Here is a 15,776-nt window from a genome sequence, read left to right as displayed (position 1 = left end):
CAGAGCGCAACCAAAGTGCGTACCGCCGCCGAACAGCTCAGCGAGCAGTCCTCAGCGTTGCGGACCGGTATCGACCACTTCCTTGCCAACATCCGCGCGGCTTAAGCGCGCTTTACCCGCCCGCGGCCCTCGCGGCGGGTCTTTGGCACAATGGTTCAAGCCGGCCGTTCATAAGCTCTCGGTGCAGGCTTGACTCCCGCCCGGGGGCCATCCCGGGGATAACTTTCTCCTAAAGATCGAGCTTCCAAAATTGGCCGACCAGATCGTGACCAAAACTGCGGTGGCGCTCTTCTCTGGTCAGTTGAAATCCCGCCGCCACATAGAGTTTGCGTGCGGCGTGGAGAATGTCGTTGGTCCATAGAGTGAGTTTGCGGTATTTGGCCCGACGCGCAAACCGAATGCATTCATCAACCAGGCGACTTCCAAGTCCGAGTCCTCGGGCGATTGGATCAACCAAGAGGATTCGCAGCTTCGCGATCTCCTCATTTTCCCTCACGAGAAAAACACATCCCAACCGCAAACCCCGCGCTTCGGCGATCCAGGCGCGTTCACGAGCTGGATCATTCCTCGTGGCAAAGGAAACCACGATTTCGCCGACCAGTTTTTCAAAATCGATATTCCAGCCGTATTCATCGAAGTAAACCTCGCCGTGGCGCCCAATAACCCAGCCGAGGTCTCCCGGCGCGACTGCCCGCAAGACAACTTCCTCACTTCGCAACGGAGCTTCACCCATCAAGAGTTCTGCCGAGACCAGGTGCTTTACCAATTCCTCGCGAGCGGCGGGTTTGAGGGCCTGAAGAAATTCCGCGGATCGAGTCCGCGAGGCCAGATCGATTTTCGCGAACAGTTGTTTGCCCTTGCTCGTCAGCCGAAGAAATTTCTCTCGTTTATCACGCGGATTTTCACGAGCCTGAATGACCTTGCTATTGATCAACTGTGCCAGCGATCGACTGACGTACCCCTTATCCAGCTGAAGGGTTTGCGCCAGCACACTCGGGAGCACATCGCCACGTTCCCGAACTTCGAAGACAATGCGCGATTGCAGAAGCGTGAGGTCTTGATGATAAGGGTTGCGGTTAAGAAGGCCGAACTTCTTTGTGTAGGACCTTCCGAACGAACGCAGTTGGTCAGGGAGATCGGCTTTTCGCATTTCAGGAGAATAAGCTAAAATGGTTGCTTTTGGCAACTATCTCGGTTGACCGTGTAAGGTGTCACGCTTTGCCTGGTTCTCCGTATCCCGTTCCTGCAAGCGGCAACTCCTCGGGCAATCCTGGCACTTCCTGCGTGGTCGAGCTTGAAAATGGTTCGGCAATCGAAAGGTACGATTGGTTGCGACGGCCAGTTCGGGGCGGGGCAAGCCCTGGATGACAAGCTTTCGATCAACCGGGTAACAATTCACGTGCGCGGGACAGCATCCGTGGTCGATGGCGCTCGGCTGCGGGAAGCCGCGTTCACGAAAGTTCCGGGCGGCGACTATTTATATTTGAGTGTCGGCCAACCGACCGAAATGAGCTGCAGACTGTCGCTAGACTCGCTCGATCGGAGGACGAGAATGACTCAATTTGGCACTGACACGATCACCACCATGCGGAGCGTTCTTGAAGAGGTATGCAGCCACATACCCAAGGACTCAATAACCGCGCGTAGCTTCATTGCGTCTCGAATACTTGAGTGCGCCAGCAAGGGAGAGCGAACACATCAGGGTCTCCTGGTTGCCGCTCGTCGTGCGGTTATCGATCAGTTCGGAACGGTTGAAGCGGCCCGAAGTGCGTTTGGAATTTACGAGCGCAGCGAACTATGATCCGAGATGGCATCGATGCCCGCACTTTGCGCAAGATGGAAGTTGCGTTGAATCGTGCGTGCGACAATCTGGCTATTGGTGAGCAACACGAGGCGCGATCCCATATTGCTGCGCGGATTTTGCAATGCGCGCAGCGGGGCGAAACAGCGCTGGACGCCCTGACTGAGGCGGGGCAAGTCGCCGCAAGCGAACTTTCCGTCACGCACGGCGTTTGAAATACAATGAAGCGCTCCTGCAAGCGTTCGGGCAACATATCCCTTGCTTGCAATTGTGATAAACTCTTGACCGTCTTCATCGGTGATGGTGACGGCTTCCAAACGTTTGTCCGTATTCGGTTTGACTCGTCGGCCAGTATCTCGCCGCTGATCGCTCAATTCGCGGTTTGCGACTGCTGACTGCTAAATAGCTTGAACAGCCGCGAGGCGCGCGCGTCGGCAATTTCCCGGGCCGTCAGGGGCGTGCCCGGCGCCGAAAGCCCTTTGTTCATCAAGTCGCGTATGTCCCCTTGATGCGCAAGCCCCAGCAGGTGCCCGAATTCATGGGCAATCGCATTGTCGGAAGAATCATCGCCAACCGCGCAGACCCCGAGCTTTTCCACAGAGGCGCCGCCTTCCGAACCCTGGAAGCGATGGACCAGCAGCAAATTGACGGCGGTTTTCATCGGAAAGCTGTTTGCCAGCATCAGGAACCCATCATCATCGAGTTTTTCCGATCCTTTGGGAGCTTCGATCGGCTCTTTGGTCCAGTTTCGCAGCTTGAACTCGATATCGGCTGCGGCGAATATCTTGTTCACTTCCGTAAACGAGGCCATCAACGAACCCGCATGCCGGGTCGTTGGAATTTCACGAGTACGCATAACGCGTTCGCGCTGGATGCGAGTTGCCGGCCCCACACGCACCGTTCGCTGCACGATTTCAGGCGTCGAGATCGTCAAGGTGAGCAGATGAGCGTCGACCAATATTGTGACCACATGCCTCTCCATCATGCTTCTGGTAGTGACAGTCCGATCAAGCTAGTCAATTGGCGGCGGATTGTCACCGCTGATGCGCTCAGGCAAATGGAGCTCAGCCTGTGATGCCCCTGCGAGAAGCGGCGCGGCTGATTAATGCGGGAGATCAGGATGGAAGATCAGGATATACGGGCTGCGCTCGAACGCCACTGGGCCGCCTCCGATGTGAATGATTTCGCCGTCGAGCATGAGATCTATCGCGACGATGCAGTGCTCCACTATCCGCAGTCAGGCGAACGCATTCGCGGCCGAGCCAGGATTCAAGAGAGTAGAACGGTGCAGCCAAACCAGAAACGCTTCGCCGTCCAGCGCATCATCGGCGACGGACAGCTCTGGATCACCGAACTCGTGCTCAGCTATGACGGCGCGCCGTCTTACACCGTGAGCATCATGGAATTCAGCGGCGGAAAGGTCGCGCGCGAGACGCAGTACTTCGGCGACCCGTTCAAGCCCGGCCCATCTCGGGCGCACTTGGTCGAGTAGCCGCACGCGCGGCATTGACGAATTCTATTCAATCACCTTGTCAGCCCGGAGCAGAAACGCTTCAGCAATCGACAAGCCGAGCGCCTTGGCGGTTCGCAAATTGACCAGTAGCTCGAAGCGGGTTGGTTGCTGGACAGGCAGGTCTCCCGGTTTGGTCCCTTTGAAAATCTTGTCGACGTAAGTAGCCGCGTTACGAACGACCTCGCCGACGTTCGGACCATAGGAGAGCAATCCGCCGGCCTCCGCCCATTCACCCCAGCCGCCTGCCAATGGAAGCGCATTCCTGGTCGCAAAATCGACGATGCGCCGAAGCGACGCCACGGTCTGTCGGGAAGCCACGACGTATAGCGCATCAAGAGATGCTTTGGTCACAGCCTGTAGTGCGCCATCGAGATCGCCCGGGCCGCGCATTTCGATCTGCTGCAAATCCACGCCAATTGCTGTTGCGGCCCGTTGCGCGACGCGCAGCTCGTTATCGGGATGATCTGGATTGTACAGGAACGCCACGCGCGAAATGCGCGGCGCTATCTCCTTGAGAAGCTCGAGGCGCTTTGAGGCGAGTTCATCCTGCAGAAACGTGAAACCGGTGGCATTTCGTCCCGGCCGCGCTAGGGTAGCGACGAGCCCGAGCTGCAACGGATCGGCGCTCATGACAAATACGATGGGAATCGTTCGCGTTGCTTTGGCGACGAACGGGGCAACATCGCCGCCGATCGGAAGCAGCACGTCAGGTTTTAGACGGACCAAGTCCGCCGCCAGATCTGGAAGCCGTTCAGGCTCGCCTTCGGCGAAACGATACTCGATCGAAATATTCTTTCCATCGACGTATCCAAGCTCACGCAAACTTTGTTGGATCGTTCTAACCTGCGGATCTTTCTGGGGCGTGCTGTACAGCAGAAATCCAAGAGTAGGCATACTGGCTGAATGCTGCGCATGAGATGCGACTGGCGTCGCGGCAGCGCCCCCGACAAGTGCGATGAACTGGCGCCGGTGCATGAGCTTCCCTGAACGCAGTTTGTCGAAGCTTCAAGCGTAGCACTTTGTGCTGGCGAGCGGGAAATTTCGCACTCAAGCTGCCCAAAGCAGCCTGGGCCCAAGTGTCGCAGGTAATGTCGCAATTGGGTCGAGAGGAAGCTACGCCATCGCAAGCCGCGAGCGTGAGCGTATCAGCAACGTCAGCATGATGGTGATGTTGAGCGCGTTCCAGGCCAGCCCGTTCATGAAGGCAGCCGCGTAGGAGCCTGAGGCGTCAAAGATGACGCCGGAAACCCAGCCGCCAAAGGACATGCCGACCACGGAAGCCAGGATCACGATACCGACTCGGGTGGCCGCCTCGCGCGCCGGCATCGATTCCCGCACGATGATCGCATAGCTCGGCACGATCCCGCCCTGGAACAGGCCGAACATCGCCGAGATGATGTAGAGCGAACTCAGGCTATCGAAGAACAGATAGAACAACAGCGCAAAGCCTTGCGCCGCCGAGCCGATCAATAATGTCCGCAAGCCGCCGATCTTGTCGGCGAGAAAGCCTGAGCCGATGCGGCTGATAATGCCGAACGCCATCATCAATGACAGCATCTCGGCGCCGTGCGCCACGCCGTAGCCGAGATCGCCGCAGTAGGCGACGATGTGGACCTGCGGCATCGCCATCGCCACGCAGCAGGAAATGCTCGCCACGCATAACAACGCTGTCAACGTGTTCGTGGACAGGTTGAGATCGACGCGCGGAGGCGGCGCATTCTCGTGATCGCGCACCTTCGCCCCGCCGATCTGGGCGCGCAGCACCAACAGCAGCAGCGTCATCGTTGCCGCGCAGAACACACCGATAATGACGTGGGTGGTTCGCCAGCCAGCCGCCTGCTCACCCCAATTGACCAGCGGGGGCCAGATGGTGCCGGCGATGTAGTTACCGCTGGCGACGATGGTGACGGCGAGCCCGCGATAGCGTTCGAACCAGTGCGATGCTTCCGCCATCAACGGCGCGAAAGTAGCCGAGGTGCCCAATCCGATCAGGAAATACACCGCGATGAACTGCCATAACGTGCTCGAAAGTCCGGCCAGAATATAGGACACGCCGAGAAAGCCGATACTGAGCGCCATCGCCATGACGATGCCGAATCGATCGGTGATCTTGCCGGTGGCGACGCCGCCGAGGCCAAAACCGAGCATGGCGAGGGTAAAGGCCAGCGATACCGCACCGCGCGACGCCGCGAACTCAGCCTGTACCGCGGGCAGCGTAACCACAACCGACCACATCCCGACGCCGCCGACCGATGAGATGGCCAGCGCCAGCGCAAGTCTGACCCACGCGCGAGGCGAGTCCGGCGTGAAATGCGTCGAATCTGTGTGATCGGAGGGTGCGTGCACGGCAGCAACTTCCTCGGCTCGGCTGTCAAGGTCAAGCAGCATTGCCGCAATATTGGGCATGCAGATGTGACGCAACAGAGTTCCAAAGGACCGATCGTGGCGCGGCGTTGAGTGGCAAGCGGTCGCACCGCCCGGGTTGGCTCCCTGGCCGGAGTGAGCTCAGCCGCGGGCCGTTAACGCTTTCCTAACCATAAACCGGGCAAAAATTGCCGAGTGAAGAAGTTGAGTGTGTCAGCCGCGTAAAACGGGGGAGTACCCGTGGACGCCAGTGCGGTGCCTCACTTTCGGAACGGTGGTCCGTCGGCCGCCGCGCAGACGTTTGGCGCCCGTGACCGGCATTCGCGTGGGGAAGCAGCGACAATGGTGGATGTCACGGCAGGTCAAGGCGGGGGCGCGCCGTCCACCGGCTTTCCGAGTTTCAGCGAAATAGGCACCATCCTCAAGCGCGGCGATCTCGCGCTGGCATTCGGCATTCTCATCATCCTGGTGGTGCTGATCCTGCCCCTGCCCTCGATTGTACTCGATCTCTTCCTCGCGATTTCGATCACCTTATCGATCCTGATCCTGATGACCTCGCTATTCATCCAGGCGCCTCTCGAGTTCTCGTCATTCCCGACCGTGCTCCTGATCTCGACCATGCTGCGCTTATCGCTCAATCTCGCTTCGACCCGCCTGATCCTTTCGCGCGGGCATGAGGGCACCGCGGCCGCCGGCCACGTCATCGAGGCGTTCGGCAATTTCGTGATGGGCGGCAACTTCGTCATCGGCATCATCGTTTTCGCAATCCTGGTGATCGTGAATTTTGTCGTCATCACCAAGGGCTCCGGCCGCATCGCCGAAGTGGCCGCGCGATTCCACCTTGATGCGATGCCCGGCAAGCAGATGGCGATCGACGCCGATCTGTCGGCCGGCCTGATCGATGAAAAGGTCGCCAAGGAACGCCGCAAGGCACTGGAAGACGAAAGCGGTTTCTTCGGCGCGATGGACGGTGCCTCGAAATTCGTTCGCGGCGACGCGGTCGCGGGCCTGCTGGTCGTCTTCATCAATATCATCGGCGGCATCATTATCGGCGTCGCGCAGCAGAGCCTCTCCTTCGGTGATGCCGCGCATACCTATACGTTGCTGACGGTGGGCGACGGCCTGGTCACGCAGATCCCGGCGCTGATCGTCTCCACGGCTGCGGGCTTGCTGGTGTCGAAAGCCGGCGTCAGCGGCGCCGCCGACAAAGCGCTGATGAAGCAGCTCTCCGGCTATCCGCAGGCGCTCGGCATGTCGGCAGGCGTCATGCTGGTGCTGGCCACATTGCCGGGCATTCCGATGCTTCCTTTTCTCGCGCTCGGCAGCGGCGCTGCGGCGCTGGCGTGGTCGGCACGCAGGCACAAGCGGGCCGCCGCCGCTTCCGAAGCAGCCGCAGCCGCCAGTCCGGACGCGGGCACCGCCAGCGGCGCGGCGGAAGAGCCAATCGCGACCGCGCTGAAGATCGACGATCTCAAGATCGAACTAGGTTACGCGCTACTGCCGCTCGTAAACGGACCTGACGGTTCCGACCGGCTCACCGACCAGATCAAGGCGCTGCGCCGTTCCCTCGCGATCGAAATGGGCTTTGTGATGCCCGCAGTGCGCATCCTCGATAACGTGCAGCTCGAAGCGAACACCTACGTCATCAAGCTCAAGGAAGTCGATGCCGGCACCGGCAAGATATGGCCGAGCCAGTTCATGGTCATGGACCCCGCCGGAAACCAGGTCAGCGTACCCGGAATTCACACAATCGAGCCCACTTTCGGATTGCCGGCCACTTGGGTCGACGCGGGACTCAAAGAGGAAGCAACGTTGAAGGGCTACACGGTCGTGGACGCCGCGACCGTGCTGTCGACGCATCTCACCGAGCTGCTCAAGAACAACATGTCCGATTTGCTGTCCTACGGCGAAGTGCAAAAGCTGCTGAAGGATCTGCCAAAGGAGCAGGGAGAACTGGTCAAGGACATCGTCCCGAGCCAGCTTACCGTCTCCGGCATCCAGCGTGTTCTGCAACTGCTGTTGGCCGAGCGCATTTCGATTCGCGATCTCTCCACCATTCTGGAAGGAATCGCCGATGCGCTGGCCTTCTCGCGCAATCCGGCCACCATGGTCGAGCACGTCCGCGCGCGGCTGGCGCGACAGATCTGTGCGCAGAACACCTCACCGAGCGGCTACCTGCCGCTGATCGCGCTCTCAGCGAAATGGGAGCAGGCCTTCGCCGAGTCCCTGATTGGCCAGGGCGAGGAACGCTCGCTTGCGATGCAGCCCTCCAAGCTTTCGGAGTTCATGAATATTGTGCGCGACCGTTTTGAACAGGCGGCCCGCGAAGGCGAAGCGCCGGTGCTGGTGACCTCGGCCGCGATTCGTCCGTTCGTACGCTCGCTCGTCGAGCGCTTCCGCGCGCAGACTACGGTGCTCTCGCAAGCGGAAATCCATCCGCGCGCGCGGCTAAAGACCGTCGGAAGCGTCTGAGCTTCTCAAGACCTGGTGGCCCGGGGGGCCATTGCAGATCGGATAGACTATTCTTCTCACGCGTTTTCTTCACGCGAACCGACGGCCACTTCGCTCGAAAGCGCTCTCCCCCGGCACGGCTGACCCGCATTGCCCTCCCCGAGATCTTCTGCCAAATCACCTGCGGTGCGCGGCAAGCTTTTTCGCCACAGGCAACTAATTTGTTGGGCCGGCACCATCGACGCCTTTTTTCAGGCGGCCTCCCCGGAGATCCCTAAAATTTTATAAAAGCTTCTAATAGTTCAGGAATTCGTTGCGCCGAAGATGCACTCGCGACCATCCAGTCGCGGACGTTCAACTTTCATCACCGGCTTGTGATCGCCTCTAAGGAACCGAAAGGCGAATCCCTACGTTTGGTGCGTGGAGATGTTGAACCTGCCGGCGCGCGAGGCACACCAATTCGCACGGCAGGAAGGCGGCGGCAGGAGACTTCCATGAACCACTCGATCTACAGCGCGGATCGTTCGACGCATCTCAAAATCGTGGTGGTGGCTCTCGTTGCAGGTATCGCGGTAACCGCCTTCGGGATTTCCGCTCGCACCAGTTCGGACGACTACGCGCAAACGGCTCGCGTGATTAAGGCCGGAAAGGTCATGGCCGTTACCAGTTCTGAAACCTCGGCGGTGCGCTAACAGAGAATTTTGTGAATTCACGCGGCTCTTTACCAGCCCCCCAAAGTCGCCACGTGGATAATAGAAGACCCCAACTACCCCAAGTTGACTGCGAAAACGCCCGCTCCCCCACGGGCGTTTTCTTTTTCTGCTGAGTTCAGCGGGGTTTGGACGTGCCGTACGCGGCCGCCGGAACGCTCTCGACCAGCTTGCCCGTGAACACGATCGGCCCCGTGGCTACGCCGGTCGGCGATCCGCCTTCCGGCTCGAGCGTCACTGCATAGGTGGCTTGGTCGACGATGTCGGGGGCGTAGGCCGCCAGGATCGGCCTCGCGGTAAAATCGTCAGCGCCGATCACGCCGAGCGAGCGGGGCCGCTGCAACTTGTCCGACACGATCCAAAGCTCATAGCTTCGGCCGGGCTCCGGCTGAGCCGCGACCCGGCGGACGATGAAGTTCTTGGTTGCGCCGTCAACCGTAAGAATGAACGCCGGCGATCCTCCGTCCTTCTGCAACACCGCCACATACTGAGGCGCCTGAGCGAGCGGCTGGGCTGGTGCCGGCGACGGTTTCACCTCCGCCAACTGCGTCCGCGGCTTGGGGCGGATAGCGTTCGGCAGCAAGTCCGGCTGATATGCGCCGAGCGCGAGCATGGCGACCAGCGCGGCCGCAATCGCTGTGGTGAAACTCGCCACGCCACGCCAGCGCCGGACTTGTGCAGACAAGCGGATGACACTCGCTGTCGAATCTTCCATTCCCGCAGCCGTGGCCGCAAGCGGCTCGGGGGCCAGCTCCGGCGCGGGCCGAGCAAGCTCGGGCAGCACCACTGGCTCCTGCGGCTGCGAAAGTCCGGTGACGCTTTTGATTCTGTCCCATAGCTCGGGGCTGGGCTCGACCGGTCCAACCATCTCGTTCAGGACACCGAGCTTGTACTCCCACGCCCGCACCATCGCCGTGAAATCCTTTTCCACGGCCATCCTTGTCTCGACCTGCGCGCGCTCATCAGCATCGAGAGTGCCGAGAGCGTATTCAATCGCGCGCGCGATATCGTCTTCGCTGTAGGCCATCATCTAAAGTCCAAGGCACTCCCGGAGGTCCATCATGCTGCGGCGTAGCCAGGTCTTCACCGTGTTGACTGGGGCCTCGAACTTTGCCGCGAGCTGCTCACGGCTCCAGCCGTTGTAATACGCCAGCAGCACAAGTTTTTGTCGCTCCGGTTCTAGACGGCCGACGCATTCCAGCAGCCGTTTCAGTTCTTCCGTCATTTCCCGCCGCGCCAGCGGATCATGACCCTCGGCTGCCACTTCCAGAGCCGTCGGCTCTTCCTCGATCGACACCTCGGATCGTTTGCGTACCACGTCGATGGCCCGGTTGCGCGCGATCGACGCCATCCACGTAATTGGCGACGACAGCCCCGGATTGAATTGCCCGGCGCTGTTCCAGATCTTGACGTAGGTCTCCTGAATGACCTCCTCAGCGAGCTCCTGCCGCGGCAAGATACGGAGCACAACGCCAAAAAGTTTCGCGCGTGTCGCGGCATAGAGGCGTTCGAAAGCCGCCTCATCGCCCTTTGCCACCGCGGCAATCAGCCAGACGAGCTCCGCTGGCGTCAGCATTCAGTCCCCCGAAATCACGCCACCTCATCACTGGTCACAGTGCGAAGCAGCCTTCCCGAACCGTCGTACCATATCTTGGGCCAGACCCAGCCACCAACTCGGGCTGGATGTCTCTGTGGACATGTACGAAAAAACCCGGACCTCGCGGCCCGGGTTTGGAATGCTTGAGCTAGACAGAATGTTCAGGCCAGCGCGGCCCCGATGCGCGCACGCATTAATCCGATACTGTCGAGATCGGCCTGTTCGCGTGCGCTTTCCTCGGCGCGTTCGCGCGCCTGATCGCGTTCGTCCAGCAGTTCGACTTTCTTCAGTTCCTCGAACGCCTCGCCCAGCAGGCTTTTTGCGTCTTCAAGCTGGATCCGCAGTTCGTCCGCCGAACGAGTGAGATTTTCTCGCCGCTGAATCGCAGCCTTGGCGTAAGTCGGATATGCGAAATGCGAGGGATCGTTGATGCCAGCGCGTTCCTGCTCGGATTGGATTTCGCGTTCGAGATCGACCGACATACGCTGGAAATCGGCGATCATGCCTTCGATCTGGGCTACCCGTCGACGCTTCTCGTCGACCTGGAATTTCTTGAGACGGATTAGCGTTTCGCGTGACTTCATCGACTCATACTCCCCAGAAGTCCCGATCTTGACGCGGGACAGACCGGTACCCCCCAAGGGCCCCACCGGCATTGCTGTTTGTCTGGCGCGGATGATGGCCTGACAAAGTTAGCGTTCCGTTTCCAAATCGCTGAGGATTTGCGCTAGTTGCGAGTAAGCTTCGTTCAAGCTGGTCACTTCGTCCTTGTCCTGGCGCAAAAACGTCTCGAGCGGTTCATGCAGCCGGATCGCTTCATCGACTTCGGCGCTGGAGCCTCCCCGATAAGCGCCGAGCCGGATCAATTCCTCCATGTCGGCGTACGTCGCCATCACCTGGCGTGCCCTGTTGATGGTGGGCAGATAGGCGGGGTCGGCGGATTTCGGCATGGTGCGGGATACCGATTTGAGCACGTTGATCGCGGGAAAGCGCCCGCGCTCGGCAATCCCGCGTTCCATCACGACATGCCCGTCCAGAATGCCTCGGACAGCATCGGCGATCGGCTCGTTGTGATCATCGCCATCGACCAGCACAGTAAAGATCCCGGTGATGGTGCCGCGCCCGGTGCCGGGCCCGGCGCGCTCGAGCAGCTTCGGCAGTTCGGTAAAGACCGTCGGCGTATAGCCCTTGGCCGTCGGCGGCTCACCTGCTGACAATCCGATCTCGCGCTGTGACATCGCGAAACGCGTGACCGAATCCATCAGGCACAGCACGTCCTTGTCCTCGTCGCGGAAATATTCCGCGATCGCCAGAGTCAAATAGGCTGCCTGACGCCGCATCAAGGCGGGCTCGTCCGATGTTGCGACTACCACAACCGACCGCGCCAGGCCCTCTTCGCCGAGATCATCCTGCAGGAATTCCTGCACCTCGCGGCCGCGTTCGCCGACCAATCCGATCACCGTGATATCGGCATCGACGTTGCGCGCCAGCATCGAGAGCAACACCGATTTGCCCACACCGGAGCCGGCGAAAATGCCGAGTCGCTGGCCGCGGCAACAGGTCAGGAATGTGTTCAGCGCGCGCACGCCGAGATCGAGCGGCGCGCCGACCCTTTTGCGCGAATGCGCCGGAGGCGGCAAATTGCGGAACGGCATGGGGGAAGGGCCTTGTGGCAGCGGCCCTTTGCCGTCGATTGGCTCGCCCATCGCATTTAACACCCGTCCAAGCCACTGCGGCGAGGGCCGCACCTGGCTTGCCGCATTGGCGATCATCGCGCGGCAGCCGCGCCTGACCCCTTCCAGGCCGGCGAATGGCATCACCACCGCATTGTTGCCCGTGAACCCGATCACCTCGGACGGAATGAATCGATTGCCGCCAGTCTCGATCACGATGCGGGCGCCGACCGACATCGCGTGAATGGGGCCGGCGATCTCGACCATCAAGCCGCGCACACCCACCACGCGGCCATATATGTTTATGCCGTCGATGTCGCTGATCTGCTCGGCGAGGGCTTTCATTGCGAAAACCTTAAGTTTCCGCGACTTGCGGCTCCGACCTTAACTTCGTGTTTACCCGCATCCTTAATCATTGCGTCACTGTCTTTGATGACTGAGAGCAGCTCAACCGTCAGAACGAAGGCTGAGTCGCGAGGAATAGGTTAGGCCCTACTCCTAATGTGGAACGTGAACGGGATGATTAACAAAAACTGACTTCCAAGCAGTACGTTAGCGCGATTCGTTAAAAATTGCACTGAAAGACCTTGCGAAGAGGAATCAGAATTTGTTAACCATATCCCGTCAGGATCCGAATCAGTTGTGCAAAGGCGTTTTAGTGCCGCAAGTGCGGCCGACCTGACGCCCGCAGCGGCGACTATAGGGGACTGGCATGCGCGTATTGCTGATAGAAGATGACAGCGCCGTCGCGCAGTCGATCGAGTTGATGCTGAAATCCGAGAGTTTCAACGTCTACACGACGGACCTCGGAGAAGAGGGCGTCGATCTCGGAAAACTCTACGATTACGATATCATACTACTCGACCTTAACCTGCCCGACATGTCCGGTTACGACGTGCTCAAGCAGCTTCGGGTTTCCAAGATCAAGACCCCGATTCTGATCCTCTCCGGCCTCGCCGGCATCGAGGACAAGGTGAAGGGCCTCGGGGTTGGCGCGGACGACTATATGACCAAACCGTTCCACAAGGACGAACTGGTCGCGCGCATCCACGCGATCGTGCGCCGCTCCAAGGGCCATGCTCAATCAGTGATCCAGACCGGCGATCTCGTGGTCAATCTCGACACCAAGACCGTCGAGGTGGGGGGCCAGAGGGTGCATCTCACCGGCAAGGAATACCAGATGCTGGAGTTGCTCTCGCTCCGCAAGGGCACCACTCTTACCAAAGAGATGTTCCTGAACCACCTTTATGGCGGAATGGACGAGCCGGAACTGAAGATCATCGACGTATTCATTTGCAAGCTGCGCAAGAAGCTTGCCAATGCTTCCGAGGGCCGCAACTTCATCGAGACAGTGTGGGGCCGGGGCTATGTGCTCCGCGAGCCGCACGAGGTGGAAGAACGCATTCCCGCCTGATCAGAGCTTAGTGCGAGCCCGTAGGCTCACTCCTCCCAAGACTGAGCCCCGCCGCAAATGGCGGGGTTTTTTTATTGGTGGATACGCGAGGTCTTATCGCCGCCGATAGAACACAGGCTGAACCAAAGCCTCGCGCTCTCAGCCTTCAGCGAATCAACGCCGCAATTTGCTCAGCTACCCGGCGGTGACCCTCCGCCGTCATGTGAATTCCGTCCGGCTGCCTTAAGCCGGCTCGAAGCGCCGAGGCGACGTAGCCATCGGCCTCGATGGTCCGAATCCCTCGGGCGTGGAGTTGGCGACGAATTTCCGCCCGGTTTGCCTGGGCATCAACCAGGCTCATCCTCTTCATGGCGTCATTCCCGGCAATCTGAAGGATAACTATCCTGGTGCCTTTCGGGACTGCGCTCGGCAGTCTCGCAAGCATGCCGCCGGTGGTATCGCCGCTCACTCCGGCGTTGCTGACCGACATCGGGCGCCCGCTTTTGCGCAGAATCCGTTCCAGTTGCGCGGGAAATGAGGAAGAGACGCCGACGCCAAATCCAGCGGAGCTGCTGGCGCCCAGCGCGACGATCTGCCCGTGACAGGCCGCGGCGCCGGAAAGCATCAGTGCGAAGGCGATCGTCAGCCTTTTGAACATGCGCCCAGCCCCCAATGGCGTTCGAATGCACACAGCAATTCACGCCGCGACTTCTAATTCGCCAGCGGATCTGGCCGCACCTGGATATGCACGGCGCGCGGCTTTGAACCCTTGCCACCTTCCATCATCCATGGCGTGCGGTCGCCGCTTGTGCTCCACAATCCCCTGCCCTTCCAGCCAGCATTCGGATCGTCGATGCGGCCGTCCAGTCCCTTGGCGAAAAAACCCAGCGGATAAGGAATGCGCAGCATCACCATTTGACCATCCTTCAGCGCAACGAATCCGTCATTGAGGTTTGCCGTCGAGATCGGAATGTTCTCGCCAAGACCGACGGTGTCGTGATGGTCGACCCAGGTGTAATAGCTCGCCTCGGCGCTGGTGTTCTCAAAACCCTCAAAGCCCGGACCCGGATATTTGTAGTATGCAAATCCTTCGGGGCAGTGATAGCCGGTCGCATTGGGTCCGTTGAGCGGGTTTTTGCATTTCCCCCGATCGAAACTGATCAGAGTGCCATTCGAGCCCGAGCCCCAGAGTACGCCGTTTTTGTCGATGTCCCCGCCGCGCACGCCGATGCCTTCCTTTGGAATCGCATAAAACTCGGACAATCTTGTTTTCGGGTCAAAACGCATGAACCCGGGCGTGCCCGCAAACACGTTGACGGTGTACCAGACCGAGCCGTCGGTCGGATGCGGCATGACAGCGTACGGACCCGAACCCGCGACGCGCATGTCCTTGCCTGCTTGCGCCGGTGCGCCGGGCTCGGTGTATTCGTCCACCTTGCCATTGCCGTTCGTATCGAGAACGAACGGCGCCCAGCCTTGCGCCTTTGCGGCGTCGCCGGTCGCGTCCCATACCCTCGTGTTGACCCAGCCCGCCACCGGACCGGTTCCTGAAAACCACAGGGTATTGTCGGCGTCGTAGCCGAACTGCGGGTGATGAGTGCCGAAGCAAGTGTCGATGAAGCTGTACTTCATCGTCTTGGGATCAAGCATCGAGGCTTGCCGTCCCGAGCGTTCCAGCGGGAACGCCTTGGCGGACGGGTGATCCGAACCTTTCTTGCAAAACGCCGGATTGTCGATACCGCGCACGGAAGCCGCGAGCCAGACGCGACCCTGGCTGTCGAACATGCCGTTATGATTGTTTGCGCGCTGGCTCCAGATCTGCTCCTCGCCCCAGTAGGCCGACGGTCCGATCGGTCTGGGCATGGCATTGGGATGCAGCGGCGGTCCAAACATTTCGGGCATGCCGGGGTCGGCGACCGGCATTTTGAAGAACGTCACCTTGCTCGTCTTCGGGTCGAGAATGGGCATGTCATCGGAGGAGTATTCGTTCGAGCCGTATAGCGGGCCGTAGGCATTGACCGTCGGATTGCGCCGGTCGGTGGAGATCAGGTCGTGGACGAAATGTTTCTCAGTAGCCCACTCCCACGAGGAGATGACAACATTGCGCTCAATGCCGACCGGACGCTGCGGCTTGTTCTTCGGCAGCTCACCGGCGGCCACTCGATCGGTCCAGTCGCCAAAATATTTGAACGGTACGCCGCCGAGCTGTCCGGCAAGGCGGTTCACCATCCATTCGCCCGTCTGGCCGGAGGAAACACGACGCATCCACGCCTC

At 60.0% G+C, this 15,776-nt stretch carries 15 protein-coding genes; 4 read left to right on the top strand and 11 right to left on the bottom strand.

Annotated elements, in window-relative coordinates:
• Nucleotides 1–229 precede the first annotated feature (229 nt).
• The 3 genes from VJV58_RS16070 to VJV58_RS16060 all read right to left on the bottom strand — a co-directional run bounded on the left by VJV58_RS16070 (nt 230) and on the right by VJV58_RS16060 (nt 2,771).
• The gene (locus tag VJV58_RS16070; RefSeq protein ID WP_324138352.1) at nt 230–1,186 is read right to left on the bottom strand and encodes a bifunctional helix-turn-helix transcriptional regulator/GNAT family N-acetyltransferase; all 957 of its coding nucleotides are present in this window, start codon (nt 1,184–1,186) and stop codon (nt 230–232) included.
• Nucleotides 1,187–1,779: 593 nt separating this feature from the next.
• Entirely contained in the window at nt 1,780–2,118 is a 339-nt protein-coding gene (locus VJV58_RS16065) for a hypothetical protein (RefSeq protein ID WP_324138351.1), read from the bottom strand.
• A 53-nt stretch (nt 2,119–2,171) separates the two neighbouring features.
• A complete protein-coding gene (locus VJV58_RS16060; protein WP_324138350.1) occupies nt 2,172–2,771 on the bottom strand; it encodes a hypothetical protein in 600 nt (199 codons plus the stop codon).
• Nucleotides 2,772–2,921: 150 nt separating this feature from the next.
• On the opposite strand from VJV58_RS16060, the gene VJV58_RS16055 reads away from it, so the two are divergent.
• A complete protein-coding gene (locus VJV58_RS16055) occupies nt 2,922–3,293 on the top strand; it encodes a nuclear transport factor 2 family protein (protein WP_324138349.1) in 372 nt (123 codons plus the stop codon).
• Between the two features lie 24 nt (nt 3,294–3,317).
• Here VJV58_RS16055 and VJV58_RS16050 read toward each other — a convergent pair whose 3' ends face one another.
• Nucleotides 3,318–4,208 (bottom strand): ABC transporter substrate-binding protein, encoded by an 891-nt coding sequence (locus VJV58_RS16050; protein WP_324138348.1) that lies wholly within the window; start codon nt 4,206–4,208, stop codon nt 3,318–3,320.
• Between the two features lie 219 nt (nt 4,209–4,427).
• Entirely contained in the window at nt 4,428–5,702 is a 1,275-nt protein-coding gene (locus VJV58_RS16045) for an MFS transporter (RefSeq protein ID WP_324138353.1), read from the bottom strand.
• 216 nt (nt 5,703–5,918) lie between these two features.
• Between VJV58_RS16045 and flhA the strand changes: the two genes are divergently transcribed.
• Together flhA and VJV58_RS16035 are read left to right on the top strand one after the other, a co-directional pair.
• Nucleotides 5,919–8,150, top strand: coding sequence for a flagellar biosynthesis protein FlhA (gene flhA, locus VJV58_RS16040; RefSeq protein WP_324138347.1), 2,232 nt, complete (start codon nt 5,919–5,921; stop codon nt 8,148–8,150).
• Nucleotides 8,151–8,623: 473 nt separating this feature from the next.
• Complete coding sequence (locus VJV58_RS16035) at nt 8,624–8,821, top strand: hypothetical protein (protein WP_324138346.1); 198 nt, start codon at nt 8,624–8,626, stop codon at nt 8,819–8,821.
• A 136-nt stretch (nt 8,822–8,957) separates the two neighbouring features.
• Here VJV58_RS16035 and VJV58_RS16030 read toward each other — a convergent pair whose 3' ends face one another.
• The 4 genes from VJV58_RS16030 to fliI all read right to left on the bottom strand — a co-directional run bounded on the left by VJV58_RS16030 (nt 8,958) and on the right by fliI (nt 12,454).
• The gene (locus tag VJV58_RS16030; RefSeq protein ID WP_324138345.1) at nt 8,958–9,866 is read right to left on the bottom strand and encodes an anti-sigma factor; all 909 of its coding nucleotides are present in this window, start codon (nt 9,864–9,866) and stop codon (nt 8,958–8,960) included.
• 3 nt (nt 9,867–9,869) lie between these two features.
• Nucleotides 9,870–10,415 (bottom strand): sigma-70 family RNA polymerase sigma factor, encoded by a 546-nt coding sequence (locus VJV58_RS16025; RefSeq protein ID WP_324138344.1) that lies wholly within the window; start codon nt 10,413–10,415, stop codon nt 9,870–9,872.
• A 182-nt stretch (nt 10,416–10,597) separates the two neighbouring features.
• Entirely contained in the window at nt 10,598–11,020 is a 423-nt protein-coding gene (fliJ, locus tag VJV58_RS16020) for a flagellar export protein FliJ (RefSeq protein ID WP_324138343.1), read from the bottom strand.
• 108 nt (nt 11,021–11,128) lie between these two features.
• The gene (fliI, locus tag VJV58_RS16015; RefSeq protein WP_324138342.1) at nt 11,129–12,454 is read right to left on the bottom strand and encodes a flagellar protein export ATPase FliI; all 1,326 of its coding nucleotides are present in this window, start codon (nt 12,452–12,454) and stop codon (nt 11,129–11,131) included.
• A 367-nt stretch (nt 12,455–12,821) separates the two neighbouring features.
• On the opposite strand from fliI, the gene ctrA reads away from it, so the two are divergent.
• Nucleotides 12,822–13,523 carry a response regulator transcription factor CtrA gene (gene ctrA / locus VJV58_RS16010; protein WP_007600544.1) on the top strand — a complete coding sequence of 234 codons (702 nt, stop codon included), beginning with the start codon at nt 12,822–12,824 and terminating at the stop codon, nt 13,521–13,523.
• A 145-nt stretch (nt 13,524–13,668) separates the two neighbouring features.
• Here the strand turns inward: ctrA and VJV58_RS16005 are convergent, their stop codons facing one another.
• Entirely contained in the window at nt 13,669–14,160 is a 492-nt protein-coding gene (locus VJV58_RS16005) for a GDSL-type esterase/lipase family protein (RefSeq protein WP_324138341.1), read from the bottom strand.
• 53 nt (nt 14,161–14,213) lie between these two features.
• Nucleotides 14,214–15,776 (bottom strand): carboxypeptidase regulatory-like domain-containing protein (locus tag VJV58_RS16000; RefSeq protein WP_324138340.1); only part of this gene is annotated, 1,563 nt, incomplete at its 5' end.

Origin of the sequence: Bradyrhizobium sp., assembly GCF_035273305.1 — a bacterium.
In the GTDB taxonomy this organism is placed as follows: domain Bacteria; phylum Pseudomonadota; class Alphaproteobacteria; order Rhizobiales; family Xanthobacteraceae; genus Bradyrhizobium.
Note: the sequence above shows the minus strand (reverse complement) of the source record. Positions and strands in the feature narration are given on the sequence as shown.

Coding starts and splice junctions, on each gene's coding strand:
- VJV58_RS16055 (WP_324138349.1), top strand. CDS start 2,922: ATGGAAGATCAGGATATACGGGCTGCGCTCGAACGCCACTGGGCCGCC.
- VJV58_RS16050 (WP_324138348.1), bottom strand. CDS start 4,208: ATGCCTACTCTTGGATTTCTGCTGTACAGCACGCCCCAGAAAGATCCG.
- VJV58_RS16045 (WP_324138353.1), bottom strand. CDS start 5,702: ATGCTGCTTGACCTTGACAGCCGAGCCGAGGAAGTTGCTGCCGTGCAC.
- VJV58_RS16035 (WP_324138346.1), top strand. CDS start 8,624: ATGAACCACTCGATCTACAGCGCGGATCGTTCGACGCATCTCAAAATC.
- VJV58_RS16030 (WP_324138345.1), bottom strand. CDS start 9,866: ATGGCCTACAGCGAAGACGATATCGCGCGCGCGATTGAATACGCTCTC.
- VJV58_RS16025 (WP_324138344.1), bottom strand. CDS start 10,415: ATGCTGACGCCAGCGGAGCTCGTCTGGCTGATTGCCGCGGTGGCAAAG.
- fliJ (WP_324138343.1), bottom strand. CDS start 11,020: ATGAAGTCACGCGAAACGCTAATCCGTCTCAAGAAATTCCAGGTCGAC.
- fliI (WP_324138342.1), bottom strand. CDS start 12,454: ATGAAAGCCCTCGCCGAGCAGATCAGCGACATCGACGGCATAAACATA.
- ctrA (WP_007600544.1), top strand. CDS start 12,822: ATGCGCGTATTGCTGATAGAAGATGACAGCGCCGTCGCGCAGTCGATC.
- VJV58_RS16005 (WP_324138341.1), bottom strand. CDS start 14,160: ATGTTCAAAAGGCTGACGATCGCCTTCGCACTGATGCTTTCCGGCGCC.